This is a genomic window from Streptomyces sp., assembly GCF_031181705.1.
Lineage (GTDB): Bacteria > Actinomycetota > Actinomycetes > Streptomycetales > Streptomycetaceae > Streptomyces.
The window spans coordinates 32116-49067 of record NZ_JAPSKN010000005.1 but is presented as its reverse complement, the minus strand read 5'-3'; the positions used below and the strand labels follow the sequence as shown (position 1 = coordinate 49067).

General features: G+C 72.0%; 13 protein-coding genes. 2 read left to right on the top strand and 11 right to left on the bottom strand.

Features of this window, described 5'->3' with window-relative positions; translation table 11 throughout:
- Window positions 1-35: 35 nt before the first annotated feature.
- The 3 genes from galK to galT are packed head-to-tail and all read right to left on the bottom strand — an operon-like array spanning window position 36 to window position 3247.
- Window positions 36-1199, bottom strand: coding sequence for a galactokinase (gene galK, locus RIN80_RS02255; RefSeq protein ID WP_309093747.1), 1164 nt, complete (start codon window positions 1197-1199; stop codon window positions 36-38).
- Between the two features lie 27 nt (window positions 1200-1226).
- Window positions 1227-2189, bottom strand: a complete 963-nt coding sequence (gene galE, locus RIN80_RS02250; RefSeq protein ID WP_309093746.1) for a UDP-glucose 4-epimerase GalE — start codon at window positions 2187-2189, stop codon at window positions 1227-1229.
- The gene (gene galT, locus RIN80_RS02245) at window positions 2186-3247 is read right to left on the bottom strand and encodes a galactose-1-phosphate uridylyltransferase (protein WP_309093745.1); all 1062 of its coding nucleotides are present in this window, start codon (window positions 3245-3247) and stop codon (window positions 2186-2188) included. Before galT ends, galE begins: the two co-directional genes overlap by 4 nt.
- A 164-nt stretch (window positions 3248-3411) precedes the next feature.
- On the opposite strand from galT, the gene RIN80_RS02240 reads away from it, so the two are divergent.
- Window positions 3412-5091 carry a sodium:solute symporter family protein gene (locus RIN80_RS02240; protein WP_309093744.1) on the top strand — a complete coding sequence of 560 codons (1680 nt, stop codon included), beginning with the start codon at window positions 3412-3414 and terminating at the stop codon, window positions 5089-5091.
- A gap of 20 nt (window positions 5092-5111) precedes the next feature.
- Window positions 5112-5429: a hypothetical protein gene (locus tag RIN80_RS02235; protein ID WP_309093743.1), complete on the top strand. Its 318-nt coding sequence runs from the start codon at window positions 5112-5114 to the stop codon at window positions 5427-5429.
- A 400-nt stretch (window positions 5430-5829) separates the two neighbouring features.
- Here the strand turns inward: RIN80_RS02235 and RIN80_RS02230 are convergent, their stop codons facing one another.
- The 8 genes from RIN80_RS02230 to RIN80_RS02195 form a co-directional block, all read right to left on the bottom strand.
- On the bottom strand, window positions 5830-6519 hold the full coding sequence (locus RIN80_RS02230) for a response regulator transcription factor (protein WP_309093742.1): 690 nt from the start codon (window positions 6517-6519) through the stop codon (window positions 5830-5832).
- A 248-nt stretch (window positions 6520-6767) separates the two neighbouring features.
- Entirely contained in the window at window positions 6768-8627 is a 1860-nt protein-coding gene (locus RIN80_RS02225; protein WP_309093741.1) for a PQQ-binding-like beta-propeller repeat protein, read from the bottom strand.
- A 58-nt stretch (window positions 8628-8685) separates the two neighbouring features.
- Window positions 8686-10458, bottom strand: a complete 1773-nt coding sequence (locus RIN80_RS02220) for a PQQ-binding-like beta-propeller repeat protein (protein ID WP_309093740.1) — start codon at window positions 10456-10458, stop codon at window positions 8686-8688.
- 189 nt (window positions 10459-10647) lie between these two features.
- The gene (locus RIN80_RS02215; RefSeq protein WP_309093739.1) at window positions 10648-12453 is read right to left on the bottom strand and encodes an ABC-F family ATP-binding cassette domain-containing protein; all 1806 of its coding nucleotides are present in this window, start codon (window positions 12451-12453) and stop codon (window positions 10648-10650) included.
- 71 nt (window positions 12454-12524) lie between these two features.
- Window positions 12525-13766, bottom strand: coding sequence for a HEAT repeat domain-containing protein (locus RIN80_RS02210; RefSeq protein ID WP_309093738.1), 1242 nt, complete (start codon window positions 13764-13766; stop codon window positions 12525-12527).
- A 70-nt stretch (window positions 13767-13836) separates the two neighbouring features.
- On the bottom strand, window positions 13837-14736 hold the full coding sequence (locus RIN80_RS02205; protein WP_309093737.1) for a 4-(cytidine 5'-diphospho)-2-C-methyl-D-erythritol kinase: 900 nt from the start codon (window positions 14734-14736) through the stop codon (window positions 13837-13839).
- Complete coding sequence (rsmA, locus tag RIN80_RS02200; RefSeq protein WP_309093736.1) at window positions 14733-15620, bottom strand: 16S rRNA (adenine(1518)-N(6)/adenine(1519)-N(6))-dimethyltransferase RsmA; 888 nt, start codon at window positions 15618-15620, stop codon at window positions 14733-14735. The genes RIN80_RS02205 and rsmA overlap by 4 nt, the downstream gene beginning before the upstream one ends.
- A gap of 31 nt (window positions 15621-15651) precedes the next feature.
- Window positions 15652-16932, bottom strand: coding sequence for a ubiquitin-like domain-containing protein (locus RIN80_RS02195; protein WP_309093777.1), 1281 nt, complete (start codon window positions 16930-16932; stop codon window positions 15652-15654).
- Window positions 16933-16952 lie beyond the last annotated feature (20 nt).

The window sequence follows — 16952 nt, the reverse complement described above, 5'->3', positions numbered from 1 at the left end:
CGCCCCCGGGGAGGGAGGGCGCCGGGCCGGGTGGGTCAGCGCAGGCGGCGGGCTCCCGGTGAGGGGACCGCCTCGAAGACGCGCGGGGTCGTGAAGTCAGCCGCGGCGAAGGCCTCCGTCACCGCCTTCGTGATCGCGTCCACGTCCCCCTCCTCCGCCAGGACGATCGCCGAGCCGCCGAAGCCGCCGCCGGTCATGCGGGCGCCCAGGGCGCCGGCCGCCAGGGCCGTGTCGACGACCAGGTCCAGCTCCGGGCAGGAGATGCGGAAGTCGTCGCGCAGGGAGGCGTGGCCCTCGACCAGGACCGGGCCGATCGCGCGGGTCTCGCCGGATTCCAGGAGGGAGACGACCCGTTCGACGCGTTCGTCCTCCGTGACGACGTGGCGGACCAGGCGGCGGACCTCCTCCTCGTCGCCGAGGCGGGCCAGGGCCTCGTCCAGCCCGTCGTAGGGGATGTCGCGCAGCGCGTCCACGCCCAGCAGGGCCGCGCCCTTCTCGCACCCCGCCCGCCGCTTGCCGTACTCGCCCTCGCTGTGGGAGTGCTTGACCTGCGTGTCGACGACCAGCAGGCGCATGCCCTCGGCCGCCAGGTCGAAGGGGATCTGCCGCTGGGACAGGTCGCGGGTGTCGAGGAACAGCGCGTGCCCGGCCTCGCAGCACGCCGACGCCGTCTGGTCCATGATGCCGACCGGGGCGCCGACGTAGACGTTCTCGGCGCGCTGGCACAGGCGGGCCAGTTGCCAGCCGCGCAGGCCGAGGGAGAACAGGTCGTTCAGGGCCAGGGCGATCACGACCTCCAGGGCCGCCGACGACGACAGGCCCGCGCCGGAGGGGACGGTGGACGCGAGGTGGATGTCCGCGCCCGTCACCGCGTGGCCGGCCTCGCGCAACGCCCAGACCACGCCCGCCGGGTACGCCGTCCAGTTCTTGTCCGACTCGGGGGCGAGGTCGTCGACCCGCAGTTCGCTCACGCCCGACTCGACGTCCGCCGAGTGCAGCCGCAGCACGCCGTCCGCACGGCGTGCGACCGCCGCCACCGCCTGGTGCGGCAGGGCGAACGGCATCACGAAGCCGTCGTTGTAGTCGGTGTGCTCACCGATGAGGTTGACGCGGCCCGGCGCCGCCCACACCCCGTCCGGCTCGGCGCCGTACAGCTCGCTGAACCGGGAGGCGACCGTCTCCGCCACAGCCTCGCTCATGCCTGACCCCTGACCCTTCCGTACGTTCTAGTTGCCGCGCCGCTGCGCGAAGTCCCACGCGTCCGCGACGATTTCCGCGAGATCCGCGCGGGACGGGTTCCAGCCCAGCTTCTCGCGGGCCGTGGCGGCCGACGCCACCAGGACCGCCGGGTCGCCGCCCCGGCGAGGAGCGACCACCTCCGGGATCGGGTGGCCGGTGACGCGGCGGACCGTCTCGATGACCTCGCGGACGGAGAAGCCGTTGCCGTTGCCGAGGTTGCAGATCAGGTGTTCGCCGGGGGCGGCGGCCTTCAGTGCCAGCAGGTGGGCCTCGGCCAGGTCGGCGACGTGGATGTAGTCGCGCACGCAGGTCCCGTCCGGCGTCGGGTAGTCGTCGCCGTAGACGGAGATCGCCTCCCGGCGGCCCTGGGCGACCTGGAGGACCAGGGGGATCAGGTGGGACTCGGGGTCGTGGCGCTCGCCGTACTCGCCGTAGGCACCGGCGACGTTGAAGTAGCGCAGCGAGACCGCGCCGAGGCCGTGGGCGGCCGCCTCACCCGTGATCATGTGGTCGACCGCGAGCTTGGAGGCGCCGTACGGGTTGGTCGGGGCGGTGGGCGCCGACTCGACGATCGGGACCTGCTCGGGCTCGCCGTAGGTGGCCGCCGTGGAGGAGAAGACCAGCGTGCGCACGCCCGCCTCGCGCATCGCGGCCAGCAGGGCCATCGTGCCGCCGACGTTGTTGTCCCAGTACTTCTCCGGCTTCACGACCGACTCGCCGACCTGCGAGGAGGCCGCGAAGTGCAGGACGCCGTCGAAGGACGCGTCCAGCCACTTGGCCGCGTCGCGGATGTCGCCCTCGACGAACGAGGCGCCGGCCGGGACGCTCTCGCGGAAGCCCGTGGAGAGGTTGTCGAGGACGACGACCTCGTGACCGGCCTCCAGCAGGTGCTGGGCGACCACACTGCCGATGTATCCCGCGCCGCCCGTCACCAGGTACTTCCCGCTCATGAACTCGCTACCTCTCGCAGTCGCTCGGCCGCGCGCTCCGGCGGCACGTCGTTGATGAACACGTTCATGCCGGACTCGGAACCCGCGAGGAACTTCAGCTTGCCGGAAGTGCGGCGGATGGTGAAAAGCTCGAGGTGGAGCGCGAAGTCCTCCCGCGCGACCCCGTCGAACTCCTCCAGCGCGCCGAACGGGGCCTGGTGCCAGGCCGCGATGTACGGCGTCGGAGGCTCGTTCTCACCGAAGATCCGGTCGAAGCGCCTCAACAGTTCCAGATAGACCTTGGGGAACTCTGTGCGTGCCTCCTCGTCCAGGCCGAGCAGGTCGGGCACGCGGCGCCTGGGGTACAGGTGCACCTCGTACGGCCAGTGCGCCGCGTACGGCACGAAGGCCACCCAGTGGTCGCCCTCCAGGACGACCCGCTCGCCGGCGAGTTCGCGTTCCAGGACGGCGTCGAAGAGGTTCTCACCGCCCGTCATCTCCGTGTGGGCGGCGACCGAGCGGAGCATCAGGGCGGTGCGCGGGGTGGTGAAGGGGTAGGCGTAGATCTGCCCGTGCGGATGCTGGAGCGTCACACCGATCTCGGCACCCCGGTTCTCGAAGCAGAACACCTGCTCGACGGAGGAGAGATGGGACAGCTCCGACGTACGGTCCGTCCACGCTTCCAGCACCAGGCCCGCCTGCTCCTCGGAGAGGTCGGCGAAGGAGGCGTTGTGGTCGGAGGTGAAGCAGACGACCTCGCAGCGGCCCGAGTCGCCGGCGAGCGAGGGGAAGCGGTTCTCGAAGACCACGACGTCGTACGAGGAGTCGGGGATCTCGCTCAGCCGGTCGCCCTCGGAGGGGCACAGGGGGCACTCGTCGGCCGGGGGGTGGTAGGTGCGGCCCTGGCGGTGCGAGGCGATCGCGACGGCGTCGCCGAGCAGGGGGTCGCGGCGGATCTCGGACGTGGTGACGGTGCGGTCCAGCGGGCGGCGGTCGGCCGCACCGCGCACGCGGTCGTCACGCAGGTCGTAGTAGATGAGCTCGCGACCGTCGGCCAGCCGGGTCGAGGTCTTCTTCACGCCGGACTCCTCATCCTTCAAACATAACCGAACATATCAAAACACCGCCCCCCTCAACCGTCAACATCACAATCCAACAAAGAGCATCACCCGACGTGTTCAATTGCTGAACGCGGACACGTAGATTCCGCGAGGTATCGGTTCGCGCGACAAAGCGAGGGCTCATGCAAACCCCCACATTCCTGGCAGCCGAGCTACGGCTCCCCACCAACTGGCTCGACTACACCATCCTCGGGATCTACTTCGTCGTCGTCCTGGGCATCGGTTTCGCCGCCAGACGTTCGGTGAAGACCAGTCTCGACTTCTTCCTCTCCGGCCGCTCCCTGCCCGCCTGGGTCACCGGTCTGGCGTTCATCGCCGCCAACCTGGGCGCGACCGAGATCCTGGGCATGGCCGCCAACAGCGCCCAGTACGGGGTCTACACGACGCACTGGTACTGGATCGGCGCCATCCCGGCCATGGTCTTCCTGGGCCTGGTCATGATGCCCTTCTACTACGGGTCCAAGGTCCGCTCGGTCCCCGAGTTCCTGCTGCTGCGCTTCGACAAGGCGGCGCACCTGCTCAGCTCGGTCCTCTTCGCCTTCGCCGCCATCCTCATCGCCGGCGTGAACCTCTACGCCCTGGCCATCGTCGTCGAGGCGCTGCTGGGCTGGCCGCAGTGGGTGGCGATCGTGGTCGCCGGCTTCTTCGTCCTGGCCTACATCACCCTCGGCGGCCTCTCCTCGGCCATCTACAACGAGGTTCTCCAGTTCTTCGTGATCCTGGCGGCCCTCATCCCCATCACCGTGCTCGGCCTGAAGAGCGTCGGCGGCTGGGACGGCCTGTCGGACTCCCTCACCGAGTCCCGCGGCGGCGACTTCATGACCGCCTGGGGCGGCACGGGCATCGGCAGCGACAACCCGCTGGGCGCGAACTGGCTGACCATCGTCCTCGGCCTCGGCTTCGTCCTCTCCTTCGGCTACTGGACGACGAACTTCGCCGAGGTGCAGCGCGCCCTGTCGGCGAAGAACCTCTCGGCGGCCCAGCGCACGCCGCTGATCGCCGCGTTCCCGAAGATCTTCATCGTGTTCCTCGTGATGATCCCGGGCCTGGTCGCCGCCGTCCTGGTGCCGAAGATCGGCACCTCCGGCTCCGACCTGCAGTACAACGACGCGATCCCCTACCTGATGGAACAGCTGCTGCCCAACGGCGTGCTCGGCATCGCCGTCACCGGCCTGCTCGCGGCGTTCATGGCGGGCATGGCGGCCAACGTGTCGTCGTTCAACACGGTGTTCACGACGGACATCTGGGCCAGGTACGTCGTGAAGGACCGCGAGGACGGGTACTACGTGCGCTTCGGCCGGCTCATCACCGCGATCGGCGTCCTGGCCTCGATCGGCACGGCGTTCCTGGCGTCGTCCTTCTCGAACATCATGAGCTACCTCCAGACGCTGTTCTCCTTCTTCAACGTGCCGATGTTCGTCGTCTTCATCATCGGCATGTTCTGGAAGCGGGCGTCGATGAAGTCCGGCTTCTGGGGCCTGTTCGCGGGCACCACCGCCGCGATGGTCAACTACTTCGTCCTCTACAAGCAGGACATCGTCGGCATCCCCTCCGACCAGGGGGCCAACTTCGTCTCGGCGATCGCGGGATTCGTCGCGGGCGCGGTCGTCATGGTGGCGGTCTCGCTGTTCACCGCGCCGAAGCCCGCCCAGGAGCTCCAGGGGCTGGTCTACGGCACGACCTCGCCCGGCATGACGGAGCCGCCGGCGCCGGGGGACGAGGCCTGGTACCGCAGGCCGGCGCTGCTCGGCTGGGGCGCGGTGATCCTGGCCGCGGCCTGCTACATCCCGTTCTCGTTCTGACCCAGGGAGGCTGACAGAACATGTCCGAGTTCCACTCCGAGAAGGACGTGCAGCGGGAGGTCACCGAGCTGCAGGGCAAGTCGGCGACCGCAGCGCGGCTGTTCGACATCCGGCGGATCATCGGTGGGCTGTTCGTGGTGTACGGCGTGATCGTCACGATCGCGGGGCTGACGGCGTCCGACGCCGACATCGACAAGGCCGAGGGGGTGAACATCAACCTGTGGACCGGGCTGGGCATGCTCGCGCTGGGGTTGTTCTTCCTGGTGTGGCTGAAGCTGAGGCCGGTGGCTCCGCCGCCGCCCGGGGTTGAGCCGGAGGGAGACGAACGGGTGGAGTAACCCGCCGTCGTCAGGTGCTCGGCGTGGGTGCCGCCCCCAGCGGCACGCATGCCCGCAGCTCAGCGGGACTGGGCGCCCGCCCCCGCCCGCCGCCACCGCCGGACGACGCAAGGGGCCGTGTCGGGGGGTGTCCGCCCGCAGCGGTTGGCGCGTCAACGGACAGCGAGTCGGTTCGCAACCCCATCGCGCCGTTCCGAGGACGGACACCCCCCGGCGCGGCCCCGACCCACCACCGGCGGGCAGGCGAAGGCCCCGCCCCACCACCCACGGTCAGACGAAAGCCCCGCACCCCCACCCACCGTCAGACGAAGGCCCCGCACCCCCACCCACGGTCAGACGAAGGCCCCGTCCCACCACCCGGCGTCAGACGAAGTCGCACCCCCCACCCGGCGTCAGACGGTCACGGCTCTCGCGGCTCCCGCCGTACCGGCCCCGCCCGGTCCAGCAGGCCCGTGCGGGCCGCCAGAGCGGCCGCCTCCAGGCGGGAGCCGACGCCGAGTTTCATCAGGACGCGCTGGACGTGCGTGCGGGCCGTGGACGGTGCGATGCCCATGCCCGCCGCGATGACCCGCGTGTCCTCGCCGTCCGCGACCCGGACCAGGACCTCGACCTCCCGCGGCGTGAGCATCGACAACAGCCGCTGCCCCTCGTCGTCCGGCTGCGCCGCCGGGTTGAGCAGCTCGCCGAACGCCCCCTGCAGCAACTGCGGCGCCACCGCCGCCTCCCCCGCCCGGGCCTTCATGATGGCCCGCTCGACACCCTCTATGCGCTCGTCGTGCCGCACGTAGCCGGAGGCCCCCGCCGCGAACGCCGCCGCGATGCCCCGCGGACTCGGCACCGGGCCCAGCACCAGCACCGCCACCTGCGGCCGTTCCCGCTTGATCTTCACCACGGGGTCGAAGATCCCCGGCTCGGCCGGCGTGGCCGTCCCCAGCAGGCACACCTCGGGCGCCCGTGTGATCACCAGCTCCGCCGCCCCCGCGGCCGGCGCCGCCGCGGCCAGCACCCGGTGCCCCCGCAGCTTCAGCGCCGAGGCCAGCGCCTCCGCCAGCAGTCGGTGGTCGTCGACCACCATGAGCCGCACTCCCATCGAGCAACCCCCCAGTCACCCAGTCCCCCCATGGAAGCCCCCCGGCTCCCCCGCCTTCATGCCCCCGGAAGCTACACGCTTGTTCGACGTTGCGCTCCCCCTACCGGCGAGAATCGCCCCGGATCGCCGAAATTCCTCTCATTCGAGGTTGACCGGGCCAAACGCGAACGGTCCCGCCCCTGAACAGGGACGGGACCGCACCGGCCACCGGCCGATCAGCAAACGATCAGGAAACCATCACAAGGCGATCAGCTCCTGCCGAAGCCGACCGCGAGGTACTCCTTGTCCAGCCCGGCGGACCGCTTGCTCGCGTACACCTTGGACATGTACAGCTGCCCGTCGCCGAACAGGAACTCGGAGTAGTCCGGCGACATGCTGGTCTCCACGTCCCGCACCTGGTCCGTCGCGGGGTTCTCCAGCAGGGTCGTCTGCTTGAAGCTGCCCCCGTCGATGCTCACGATCTGCCCGCCCTTGTCGTACGGCGGGCGCTTGTAGGCGATGACGTTGCCGCCGTCCATGCGCAGCGGCGAGATCGTGTAGCCGTCGCCGGCGTCGGCCCGCTGCCCGGTCTGCTTGCCGGTCGCGAGGTCGAAGGCGACGATCTCGTTGGTCTGGCTGTACTTGCCGGTGCCGTCGTGCTCCTCGGTCGGCAGGTAGAGCCGGTCGTTGCCGACGGCCAGCTGGTTGCAGTACTCGATGCGGGTGATGCCCTCGCAGCGGGCCGCGAACTGCTCGCCCGGCGCGGAGATCCGGGTGCGCAGCTTGCCGGTCTTGTTGTCGATGGAGAAGAAGTCGGAGATGCCGCTGCCGTCGCCCGCCGAGTCGCCGACGTCGGCGGCGACCACGAGCGGGTTGGTCGACACGACGCTCGCGTACTCGATGCCCTCGGCCATCTTGTACTCCGAGATCACCTTCCCGGACTTCGGGTCGATGGTCTGGATGTGCAGCTGCCGCTGCTCGTACGAGCCGCACTTGCGCACCGCGACCAGCTTCTCGCCGCCCCCGTACCCGGCGTCGTAGCAGGAGTCGCTCGGCTTGGGGCTCCACAGCAGCTTGCCGGAGACGTCGTAGGCGGCGCCGCCGCTGGTGCTGCCGACGGCGATGGTCTTGCCGCTGATCGTGACGTTGTCGAAGGTGACCGGGTCGCCGCCGACCTCGACCGTCTTGGTCCACAGCTTCTTGCCCGCGTCGAGGTCGATCAGGGCGATCTGGCTGCACCCGTGCGAGGGATCGGCCTTGGTCGGCATCGCGGGCTGGTAGAGGATCGCCGTCAGGCCGTCGTCGGTGACGTGCCGGCTGGCCTGGCAGACCGGGCCGTCCAGCGGGATCGACCAGAGCTTGCCGCCCTCGGTGCGGTCGTAGCCGACGAGTTCGGCGATGCCGCTCTTGACGTACGCCTTGCCGGTGAGCCACGAGCCGGAGACGACGACCGTGCTGTCGTTCTTCACCTCGGGCATCGGGACCTGGAAGAGGACCTTGGCGGCGGGGTCGTCGGGCGCCTTCTCCCTGCCGCCGGAGGAGGTGCCGCCCTTGCCCTCGGTCGTGCCGCCGGTGCCGCCGCCGGAGCTGGCCGTGTCGTCCTTCTTGCCGTCGTCCTTGGACGAGGAGTACCAGACGCCGCCGCCGATGATCAGGGCGATCGCCACGACCGCGGCGACGATGATGGCCACCTGGGCGTTGAACTTCCCGCCGCCGCCCGGCTGTCCGGACTGCGGCTGGAGCGGCACGGTGGCCTGCGGGTAGCCGTACCCGGGCTGCTGTCCGTATCCCGGCTGCCCGTATCCCGGCTGCCCGTAGGGCACCGTCGGCGGCTGCCCGTACGGCCCCGGCTGCTGACCGGGGTAGCCGTAGCCGGGCGGGGCCTGCGGAGGCTGGGCCGGCTGGGGGGCGCCCTGCGGATAGCCGTACCCCGGCTGCGGTTGCTGCGGCGGGGCGGCCGGAGGGGGCGTCTGCGGGGCCTGCGGGTAGCCGTACCCCGGCTCGGGCGCCTTGCCGAGGTTCGGCCCGCCGGCGGGCGGCGGGGTCTGCGGGGTCTGGGGCTGGTCCTGCGGCGGCCCGAACCCGCCCCCCTGCGGGGGCTGCTGGGGCGGCGGCGGGGGCTGGGTCATGACGTGAGCACCTCGGGGAAGGGGACGGGCGGCGAAGGGCGTGCGGGGAGGGGAAGGATCACTTGCCGTAGGCGAGCATCAACTTCTCCTTCGTGTCGTCGTTCCCGCTCAACCGGGTCGTGGAGATGTAGAAGCGTCCGTCGACCCAGTCGATGTCCTTGGAGAAGAACCCGTCCTCGATGTCCGCCGCGCCCTGCGGGTTCTGCAGCAGCCTGGCCGGCTTGTGGCTGCCGCCGCCGGTCGGGATGGCGATGATCTGGCCGCCCGCGTCGTACGACGGCTGCACATAGGCGATGAGCTTGCCGCCCTCGACCTTCATGGGCAGCATCGACTCGTCGGCAGGGGACTTCACCCGCCACTTCTCCTTGCCGTCGGCCAGGTTGACCGCGACGATCTCGTTGGCGCCGGTGGTCGCCTCGGTCGGCAGGTAGAGCGTGTCGCCGTCGACGGCGACGCCCTGGCAGCCCTGGAGGTCGCGCTCCAGGATGGCCCAGCCGCACTCGGGGGCGAAGTCCTCGTCGAAGCCGACCTGGGAGCGGAACTTGCCGCCGGAGGTGAAGGTGGAGATGTTCCAGGCCTTCTTGTCCTCGTTGGTGCTGTAGACGACCAGCGGGCTGACCGAGTAGGTGCGCGCGACCCGCCAGCCCTTGTCGAACGGCTGGGTCCACCTGGCCTTGCCGGTCTTCGGGTCGAGCTCCTGCACCTCGTCGTGTTCCTTGTCGGTGCCCGCGCCGCAGGAGGAGACGGCGATCAGCTTCTCGCCGCCGGCGAACGCGGACGGGAAGCAGGAGTCGCCGTAGCGCTTCTTGTCGAAGAGCTTGTCTCCGTTGGTGACGTCGTAGGCGGTGCCGGACTGGGAGCGGCCCACCATCAGCGTCGTGCCGGTCAGGGACAGCTCGACGGAGAGGGTGGAGTCGAACAGGGCGCCGTCGGCGACCTTCTCCGTCCAGCCCTTCTCGCCGGTGTTGAGGTCGATCTCCTGCAGCTGGTTGCACTTGGCGCGGTCGCTGCTGCCGCTCATGTAGGCGACGACGATCTTGTCGTCGGCCGTCTTCTGCGGGGTCGTCGCACAGATCTTCTGCGGGAAGGTGATGGTGTCCCAGGTGGGCTTGCCGTCCCCGACGTCGAAGGCGAGGAGCTGCTTGTACGCCGCCTTCACCGCCGTCTTGTCGGTGATCCACATGCCGGGGGCGTCGGCGCCGGAACCGGGCGCGTCGGGCGCCTCCTTGTACCAGAGGACCTTGGCCTCGCCGGCCTGGCGGCCCTCGTTGAGGTTCTCCGGGTCCTCGCCGCCGTCGCCGTCGCCGTCACCGGGGTTGACCGGCGCGGAGGCGTCGCCCTTGGGGTCGTCGCTCTGCCGCGCGACCGGCTTCTTCTCGCCCTCGCCGCTGTCACCGCCGGTGACCGCCCAGACGGTGCCGCCGACGACGAGCAGCGCGGCGACGGCCGCACCGATGATCATCGCCGGCTTGCCCTTGAAGGGGTTGCGGGAGCCGCCCGGCGGCGGGGTGCCCGGCGCGCCCGGGAACTGGGGCTGCTGCGGGTAGCCGTAGCCGGGCTGGCCGTACGGGCCGGGCTGCTGCGGCTGGCCGTACGGGCCCGGCTGCGGCTGCCCGTAGGGGCCGGAGGCGTACGGTCCGGGCTGGCCGTAGGGGCCGGGCTGCTGCGGGTATCCGTAGCCGGGCTGCGGCGGGCCCTGCGGGGGCGGTGGGGTCTGGGGCGGGCCCTGGGGTGGCGGCGGGGTCGGCGCCCCGAAACCACCGCCCTGCGGCGGCGGGTCCTGCGGTGCTCCGAAGCCACCGTGCGGTGGCTGACTGGGCGGCTGAGTCATCAGTCGCTCCCCCCGTTTCACTCATTTTTAGCCACGCCCTGAGATACGCGATGGGCTCAGAGTCGCTTCATAAAGTTCCAAGACGGCTCTTTCTATCACCCCGTTCCCACGGCGGACCGGGCGTCTCACCCCCTGTTCCCAAGGGAGGACCGGCCCGTGATGCCGCCGTTACGCGCCTTCACGCACCCTTCACGCGTCCTCGGCCAGTTCCAGCCAGCGCATCTCCAGCTCCTCGCGCTGACCGGCCAGTTCCCTCAGCTCGGCGTCCAGTTCGGCCACCTTCGCGAAATCCGTGGCGTTCTCGGCGATCCGGGCGTGCAGCTTGGTCTCGCGCTCGGAGACCTTGTCGAGCTGCCGCTCGATCTTCTGCAGCTCCTTCTTGGCGGCGCGCTGGTCGGCGGCGCTCCTCTCCGGGGCGGCCGACTGCTGCGGCGCGGGGGCGGAGGCGGCCGCGGCCTCCTCCATGCGCTGCCGTCGCTCCAGGTACTCCTCGATGCCGCGCGGCAGCATCCGCAGGGTGCCGTCGCCGAGCAGCGCGAACACCCGGTCGGTGGTGCGCTCGATGAAGAACCGGTCGTGGGAGATGACGATCATCGAGCCGGGCCAGCCGTCGAGGACGTCCTCCAGCTGGGTCAGCGTCTCGATGTCGAGGTCGTTGGTGGGCTCGTCGAGGAAGAGGACGTTGGGCTCGTCCATGAGCAGGCGCAGCAGCTGCAGCCTGCGGCGCTCACCGCCGGAGAGGTCGCCGACGGGCGTCCACTGCTTCTCCTTGGTGAAGCCGAAGGTCTCGCACAGCTGCCCGGCGGTCATCTCCCGGCCCTTGCCGAGGTCGACGCGCTCGCGCACCTGCTGCACGGCCTCCAGCACCCGCGTGTTCGGGTCGAGTTCGGCGACCTCCTGGGAGAGGTAGGCCAGCTTGACCGTCTTGCCGACGCGGACGCGGCCGCCCACGGGCTGGACCTCCCCGTCGGTGCGGGCCGCCTGGGCCATGGCCCGCAGCAGGGTCGTCTTGCCCGCGCCGTTGACGCCGACCAGTCCGATCCGGTCGCCGGGCCCGAGCTGCCAGGTGACGTGCTTGAGCAGGACCTTGGGGCCCGCCTGGACGGTGACGTCCTCCAGGTCGAACACGGTCTTGCCGAGCCGCGAGGACGCGAACCGCATCAGCTCGCTGCTGTCCCGGGGCGGGGGCACGTCCTTGATGAGCTCGTTGGCCGCCTCGACCCGGAAACGCGGCTTGGACGTACGGGCCGGGGCGCCGCGGCGCAGCCAGGCCAGCTCCTTGCGGACGAGGTTCTGCCGCTTGGTCTCCTCGGTGGCGGCGATGCGCTCGCGCTCGGCCCGGGCGAAGACGTAGTCGGAGTAGCCGCCCTCGTACTCGTAGACCGAGCCGCGCTGGACGTCCCACATGCGCGTGCAGACCTGGTCCAGGAACCAGCGGTCGTGGGTGACGCAGACGAGTGCCGAGCGGCGGTTCTGCAGGTGCCGGGCGAGCCAGGCGATGCCCTCGACGTCGAGGTGGTTGGTGGGCTCGTCCAGGACGAGCAGGTCCTGCTCCTCGATGAGCAGCTTGGCGAGCGCGATGCGGCGGCGCTCACCGCCGGACAGCGGCCCGATGACCGTGTCGAGCCCCTTGGGGAACCCCGGCAGGTCCAGCCCGCCGAACAGGCCGGTCAGCACGTCCCTGACCTTGGCGACGCCGGCCCACTCGTGGTCGGCCAGGTCGCCGATGACCTCGTGGCGGACGGTGGCCTCGGGGTCCAGGGAGTCGTGCTGGGTGAGGACGCCGGTGCGCAGGCCGCCGGAGTGCGTGACGCGTCCGGTGTCGGCCTCCTCCAGCCGGGCGAGCATCCGGATCAGCGTGGTCTTGCCGTCGCCGTTGCGGCCGACGACGCCGATGCGGTCCCCTTCGGAGACGCCGAGGGAAACACCGTCGAGCAGGGCACGGGTGCCGTACACCTTGCTGACGTTCTCGACATTGACCAGGTTGACGGCCATTTCGCTCCTGACGAGGGGGATGGATCGACCCTCCAGGGTAGTCGTGCCGCGGGGTGCTCCGGCCGGGGTGTTCAGGAGGGGGCGGTGGCCTCCTGACGGCGCTGGTACCGCCAGACGTCCAGCAGCCTCTCGTCGAACGGCAGCTCCGGGTCCGCGGGGCCGATCCGGTGCTCGGCCTCGACGCAGCGCGGATCGTCGCGGTGGGCCAGGCCGGAAACGGCGCAGATGCGGACCGGTCGCGTCTCGTCGTGGGTGAGCGCGACCAGCGCGTCCCCGACCTCGGGCTCGCTCCCCCGGTAGTGCCCGAGCCAGCGGCAGGCCGCCTCGCGCACGCCGGGGTCCTCGTCACCGGCCAGGGTGAGCACCGCGGTGAGGCTCTCGGGGCGGACCCGGCAGCAGCCGTCCCCCTGACGCGTCACGGCGTCCGGCACCAGGGCGCGCACCCTCGGGTCCGGGTGGGCGAGGTACGACAGGCCCACGGCCTCGATCTCGGGGGCGCTGTCGTGGGTCATCGCGTGCAGGAGGACCGCCAGCACCTCCGGGTCCTGCTCCTGCTCGGCCCAGGGCACGCACTCCCGCCCCCGTTCCCAGAACGGCTGGCCGCCCTCGACGACGTCTCCGAGGATCAGTGACAGCAGGATCTCGGCGGCGAGCAGGCGGTGCACCCGGTCGGGGTGGTCGAGCAGGTCCCTGCTCGACCGCCAGGTCTCCTCGTCGAGCCGCAGGCCGAGCGTGAACACCACGCGGGACCAGACGACGTGGTCCCGGTCGGGGTGGGCCAGGGCCCGCGCGACGAGTTCGCCGAAGGGCGCGCGGACGCCGTAGTGGGCCTCCAGGGAGGTGAGGACGGCCCGGTGTTCGTCGCGCACGGTCAGCCCGCCGAGCGTGAGCTGCTCGCACCACCAGCCGATCTCGTCGTCCACGACGCGGACCCGTTCGACCGGGCCGGTGAGACCGGTCAGGCGCCGCAGCCCGGCCTCGGCGCCCGTCTCCACCCAGTGCCGGGCGCGGGCCGACATCTCCTCGCGCACCGGGGCGGGCAGGGGCAGGCGGTGGGTGGCGAGCATGAGGACCAGCAGGTGTGATCCGCCGTCCACCGCCCGCAGCAGCGGGGTGCTGCCGTCGGGCAGGCGGCGCAGGGGGTCGGCGCCGCCCTGGAGCAGCGCCGCGATCACGGGTTCGTCGTAGGCCGCGACCGCCCGGCACAGGACCGGAAGGCCGTCGTCGGGGGTCTCGGGGTCGGCTCCGGCCGCCAGCAGGGCCCGGACCTCGTCCGCGTCGCCCCGTCGCACGGCCGCGACCAGTTCCGCCACGCCTGCGCCTACCCCGTCGTCGAGAACAACCGGGGGAGCCCAGGCGCCGGTGGCGGGCCGCCGCACGTGATCAACGCCCGGCCACCGTCGCCCCGGGCGCCGGGCCCGACGCCGTGCGCACCGTGCGGCACGTCCCGGACGCCACCAGGGCCTGCGCCACGGCGGCCGCCGACTCGGGGTCGCGGACGAGGAACGCCGTGGTCGGGCCGGAGCCCGAGACGAGGGCCGCGAGGGCGCCCGCGGCGCGGCCCGTGGCCAGGGTGCCGGCGAGTTCCGGGAAGAGGGACAGGGCCGCGGGCTGCAGGTCGTTGGTGACGGTGGCGGCGAGTGCGTCCGGGTCGCCCTTGGCGAGGGCGGCGATCAGTTCCCGCGAGGCGACGGGCGCGGGGATGTCCCTGCCCTCGCCGAGCCGGTCGAACTCGCGGAACACGGCCGGGGTGGACAGGCCACGACCCGCCATGGCGAACACCCAGTGGAAGGTGCCGCCGACCTCCAGGGGCGTCAGCCGCTCGCCCCGCCCGACGCCGAGGGCGGCCCCGCCGACCAGGCTGAACGGCACGTCGCTGCCCAGCTCGGCGCAGATCTCCAGGAGTTCCTCGCGGGTGGCGCCGGTCTGCCAGAGCGCGTCGCAGGCGACCAGGGCGCCGGCGCCGTCCGCGCTGCCGCCCGCCATGCCACCGGCGACGGGGATGTCCTTGGCGATGTGCACGTGGACGTCCGGGCCGCGGCCGTACCGCTCGGCCAGGGCGATCGCCGCGCGCGCCGCCAGGTTCGTCCGGTCCAGGGGGACCTGGCCGGCGTCGGGGCCCTCGCAGGTGACGCGCAGTCCGTCGGCGGGGGTGACGGTGATCTCGTCGAAGAGGCCGACCGCGAGGAAGACGTTGGCCAGGTCGTGGAAGCCGTCGGGGCGGGCGGGGCCCACCGCCAGCTGGACGTTGACCTTGGCGGGGACGCGAACCGTGACGCTCACGCGGTCTCCTTCTCCTGGTGCCGGTCGGCCTTGTGCTCGGCGATGCGCGCGAACTCCTCGACGGTCAGGGACTCGCCCCGGGCCTGCGGCGAGACCCCGGCGGCGACGAGGGCCTGCTCGGCGGCGGGCGCGGAACCGGCCCAGCCGGCCAGGGCGGCCCGGAGCGTCTTGCGGCGCTGGGCGAAGGCCGCGTCGACCACGGCGAACACCTCGGCCTTCGACGCGGTGGTCCTGATCGGCTCGGTCCGGCGGACCAGGGAGACCAGGCCGCTGTCCACGTTCGGCGCGGGCCAGAAGACGTTCCGGCCGATGGCTCCGGCGCGCTTGACCTCGGCGTACCAGTTGGCCTTGACCGACGGAACGCCGTACACCTTCGAGCCGGGGGCGGCGGCGAGGCGGTCGGCGACCTCCGCCTGGACCATCACCAGGGTGCGCTCGATGCTCGGGAACGTGTCGAGCATGTGCAGCAGGACCGGGACGGCCACGTTGTAGGGGAGGTTGGCGACCAGCGCGGTCGGGGCGGGGCCCGGCAGCTCGGCGACGTGCATCGCGTCGGAGTGGACCAGCGCGAACCGGTCCACGCGCTCGGGCATGCGGGCCGTGATGGTGGCGGGCAGCGCGGTGGCGAGGACGTCGTCGATCTCCACGGCCGTGACCCGCTCGGCGACCTCCAGCAGTGCCAGGGTGAGCGATCCGAGCCCCGGGCCGACCTCGACGACGACGTCCTCGGGCCGGACGTCGGCGGTGCGGACGATCCGGCGGACGGTGTTCGCGTCGATGACGAAGTTCTGTCCGCGCTGTTTGGTGGGGCGTACGCCGAGGGCCGCCGCGAGTTCGCGGATGTCGGCGGGGCCGAGGAGGGCGTCGTGGGCGGGGCTGGTCACGGGGACAAGGGTACGGGGGTTTCGGGCCCGCCTACCCGCGCAGCCGGCCCCCACAGTGCGGCCAGGGGCTCGCCCCGCGTCGCACGTACAACTTCTTCGCCCGGTACGTCTGTTCCGCCGCCGGGGCGTCCTGGGGGCGGCCCCGGCCGCCGAGCGCCTGCCAGGTCCGGGTGTCGAACTGGTACAGGCCGCCGTAGGTGCCGGAAGGGTCGACCGCGTCGGGGCGGCCGCCGGACTCGCAGGCCGCGAGGCCCTGCCAGTCGAGGTGGTCGGCGCCCCGCACGGAGGCGGGGCGCGGCTTGGTGCCGACCCTGACCAGCTGCGAACGGGGCTCGCGCACCACCTCGGCCCCGATCCGGCGCGGCTTCTGTCTGACGCCGTTGACCGTGCGCAGGGAGTAGGTGATCCGGCGCAGGCCCGGCTCGCCCGCGCGGTCCACGACCTCGGTGCCCCGGAACAGTTCCGGGTCCTCCGTCCGCCGCACCTGGAAGGGGATCGGCTCCTCGCGGACCTCCCTGCCGGCGGTGATGCGCAGCACGGTGACGGTCTGCCCGTCGCGCGGGAAGCTGCCCTGCGGGACGGACGTGGCGTCCTGGCCGCGCAGGGTGATGCCGGCCTCCTCGACGGCTTCCCGCACGGTCGCGGCGTTGGTGCGCACGGTGCGGGCCCGGCCGTCCGCCATGATCGTGACCGTGCGTTCGGTGCGCACGTCCAGCGCGAGTCCTTCGCGGCCGATGCGCCGGGAGCGTGAGGTGGACACGTACGCGCCCTGCTGGCGCACCCCCAGCTGCCGGAGTGCCCCGTCCACCGTGCGGGCGGTGGTCCACACCTGGCGCCGGTGCCCGTCGAGGGTGAGCCGTACCGGGCGGGCGTAGTGCACGGCGATCTCGTCGCCGCTGGTGAGTTCCGTGCCGGGGCCGGGCGCCACCACGTCGTGGGCGCCGATCTCGACGCCCTCCTCGGCGAGCAGCTCGGTGACGTCGTCGGCGAACGTGTGCAGGGTGCGCGCCTTGCCGTCGACGTTCAGCTCGACGGCCTTGTCCTTGGCGACGAACGCCGTGGTGCCGCCCGCGAGGAAGGCGACGACCAGGGCTTGCGGGAGGAGCCGCCGCAGGGGGCTGTCGGGGCGCTCGGCGTACCGCGCCTTCCGCCGGCGCGCGGACCTGCGGTGCGAGCCGGCGCGCGCCGCGGCGCGCGATTCGGCGCGGGACGCGGCTCGGGACGCGGCGCGTCCTGCCGGAACGGACTCCGGCTCCTCCGGGAACGCGGCCGCCGCCCGCCCGTCCGGGCCGCCGGCGCCCTGGCGGGGCAACCCGGGCAGCGGCGCCGTCT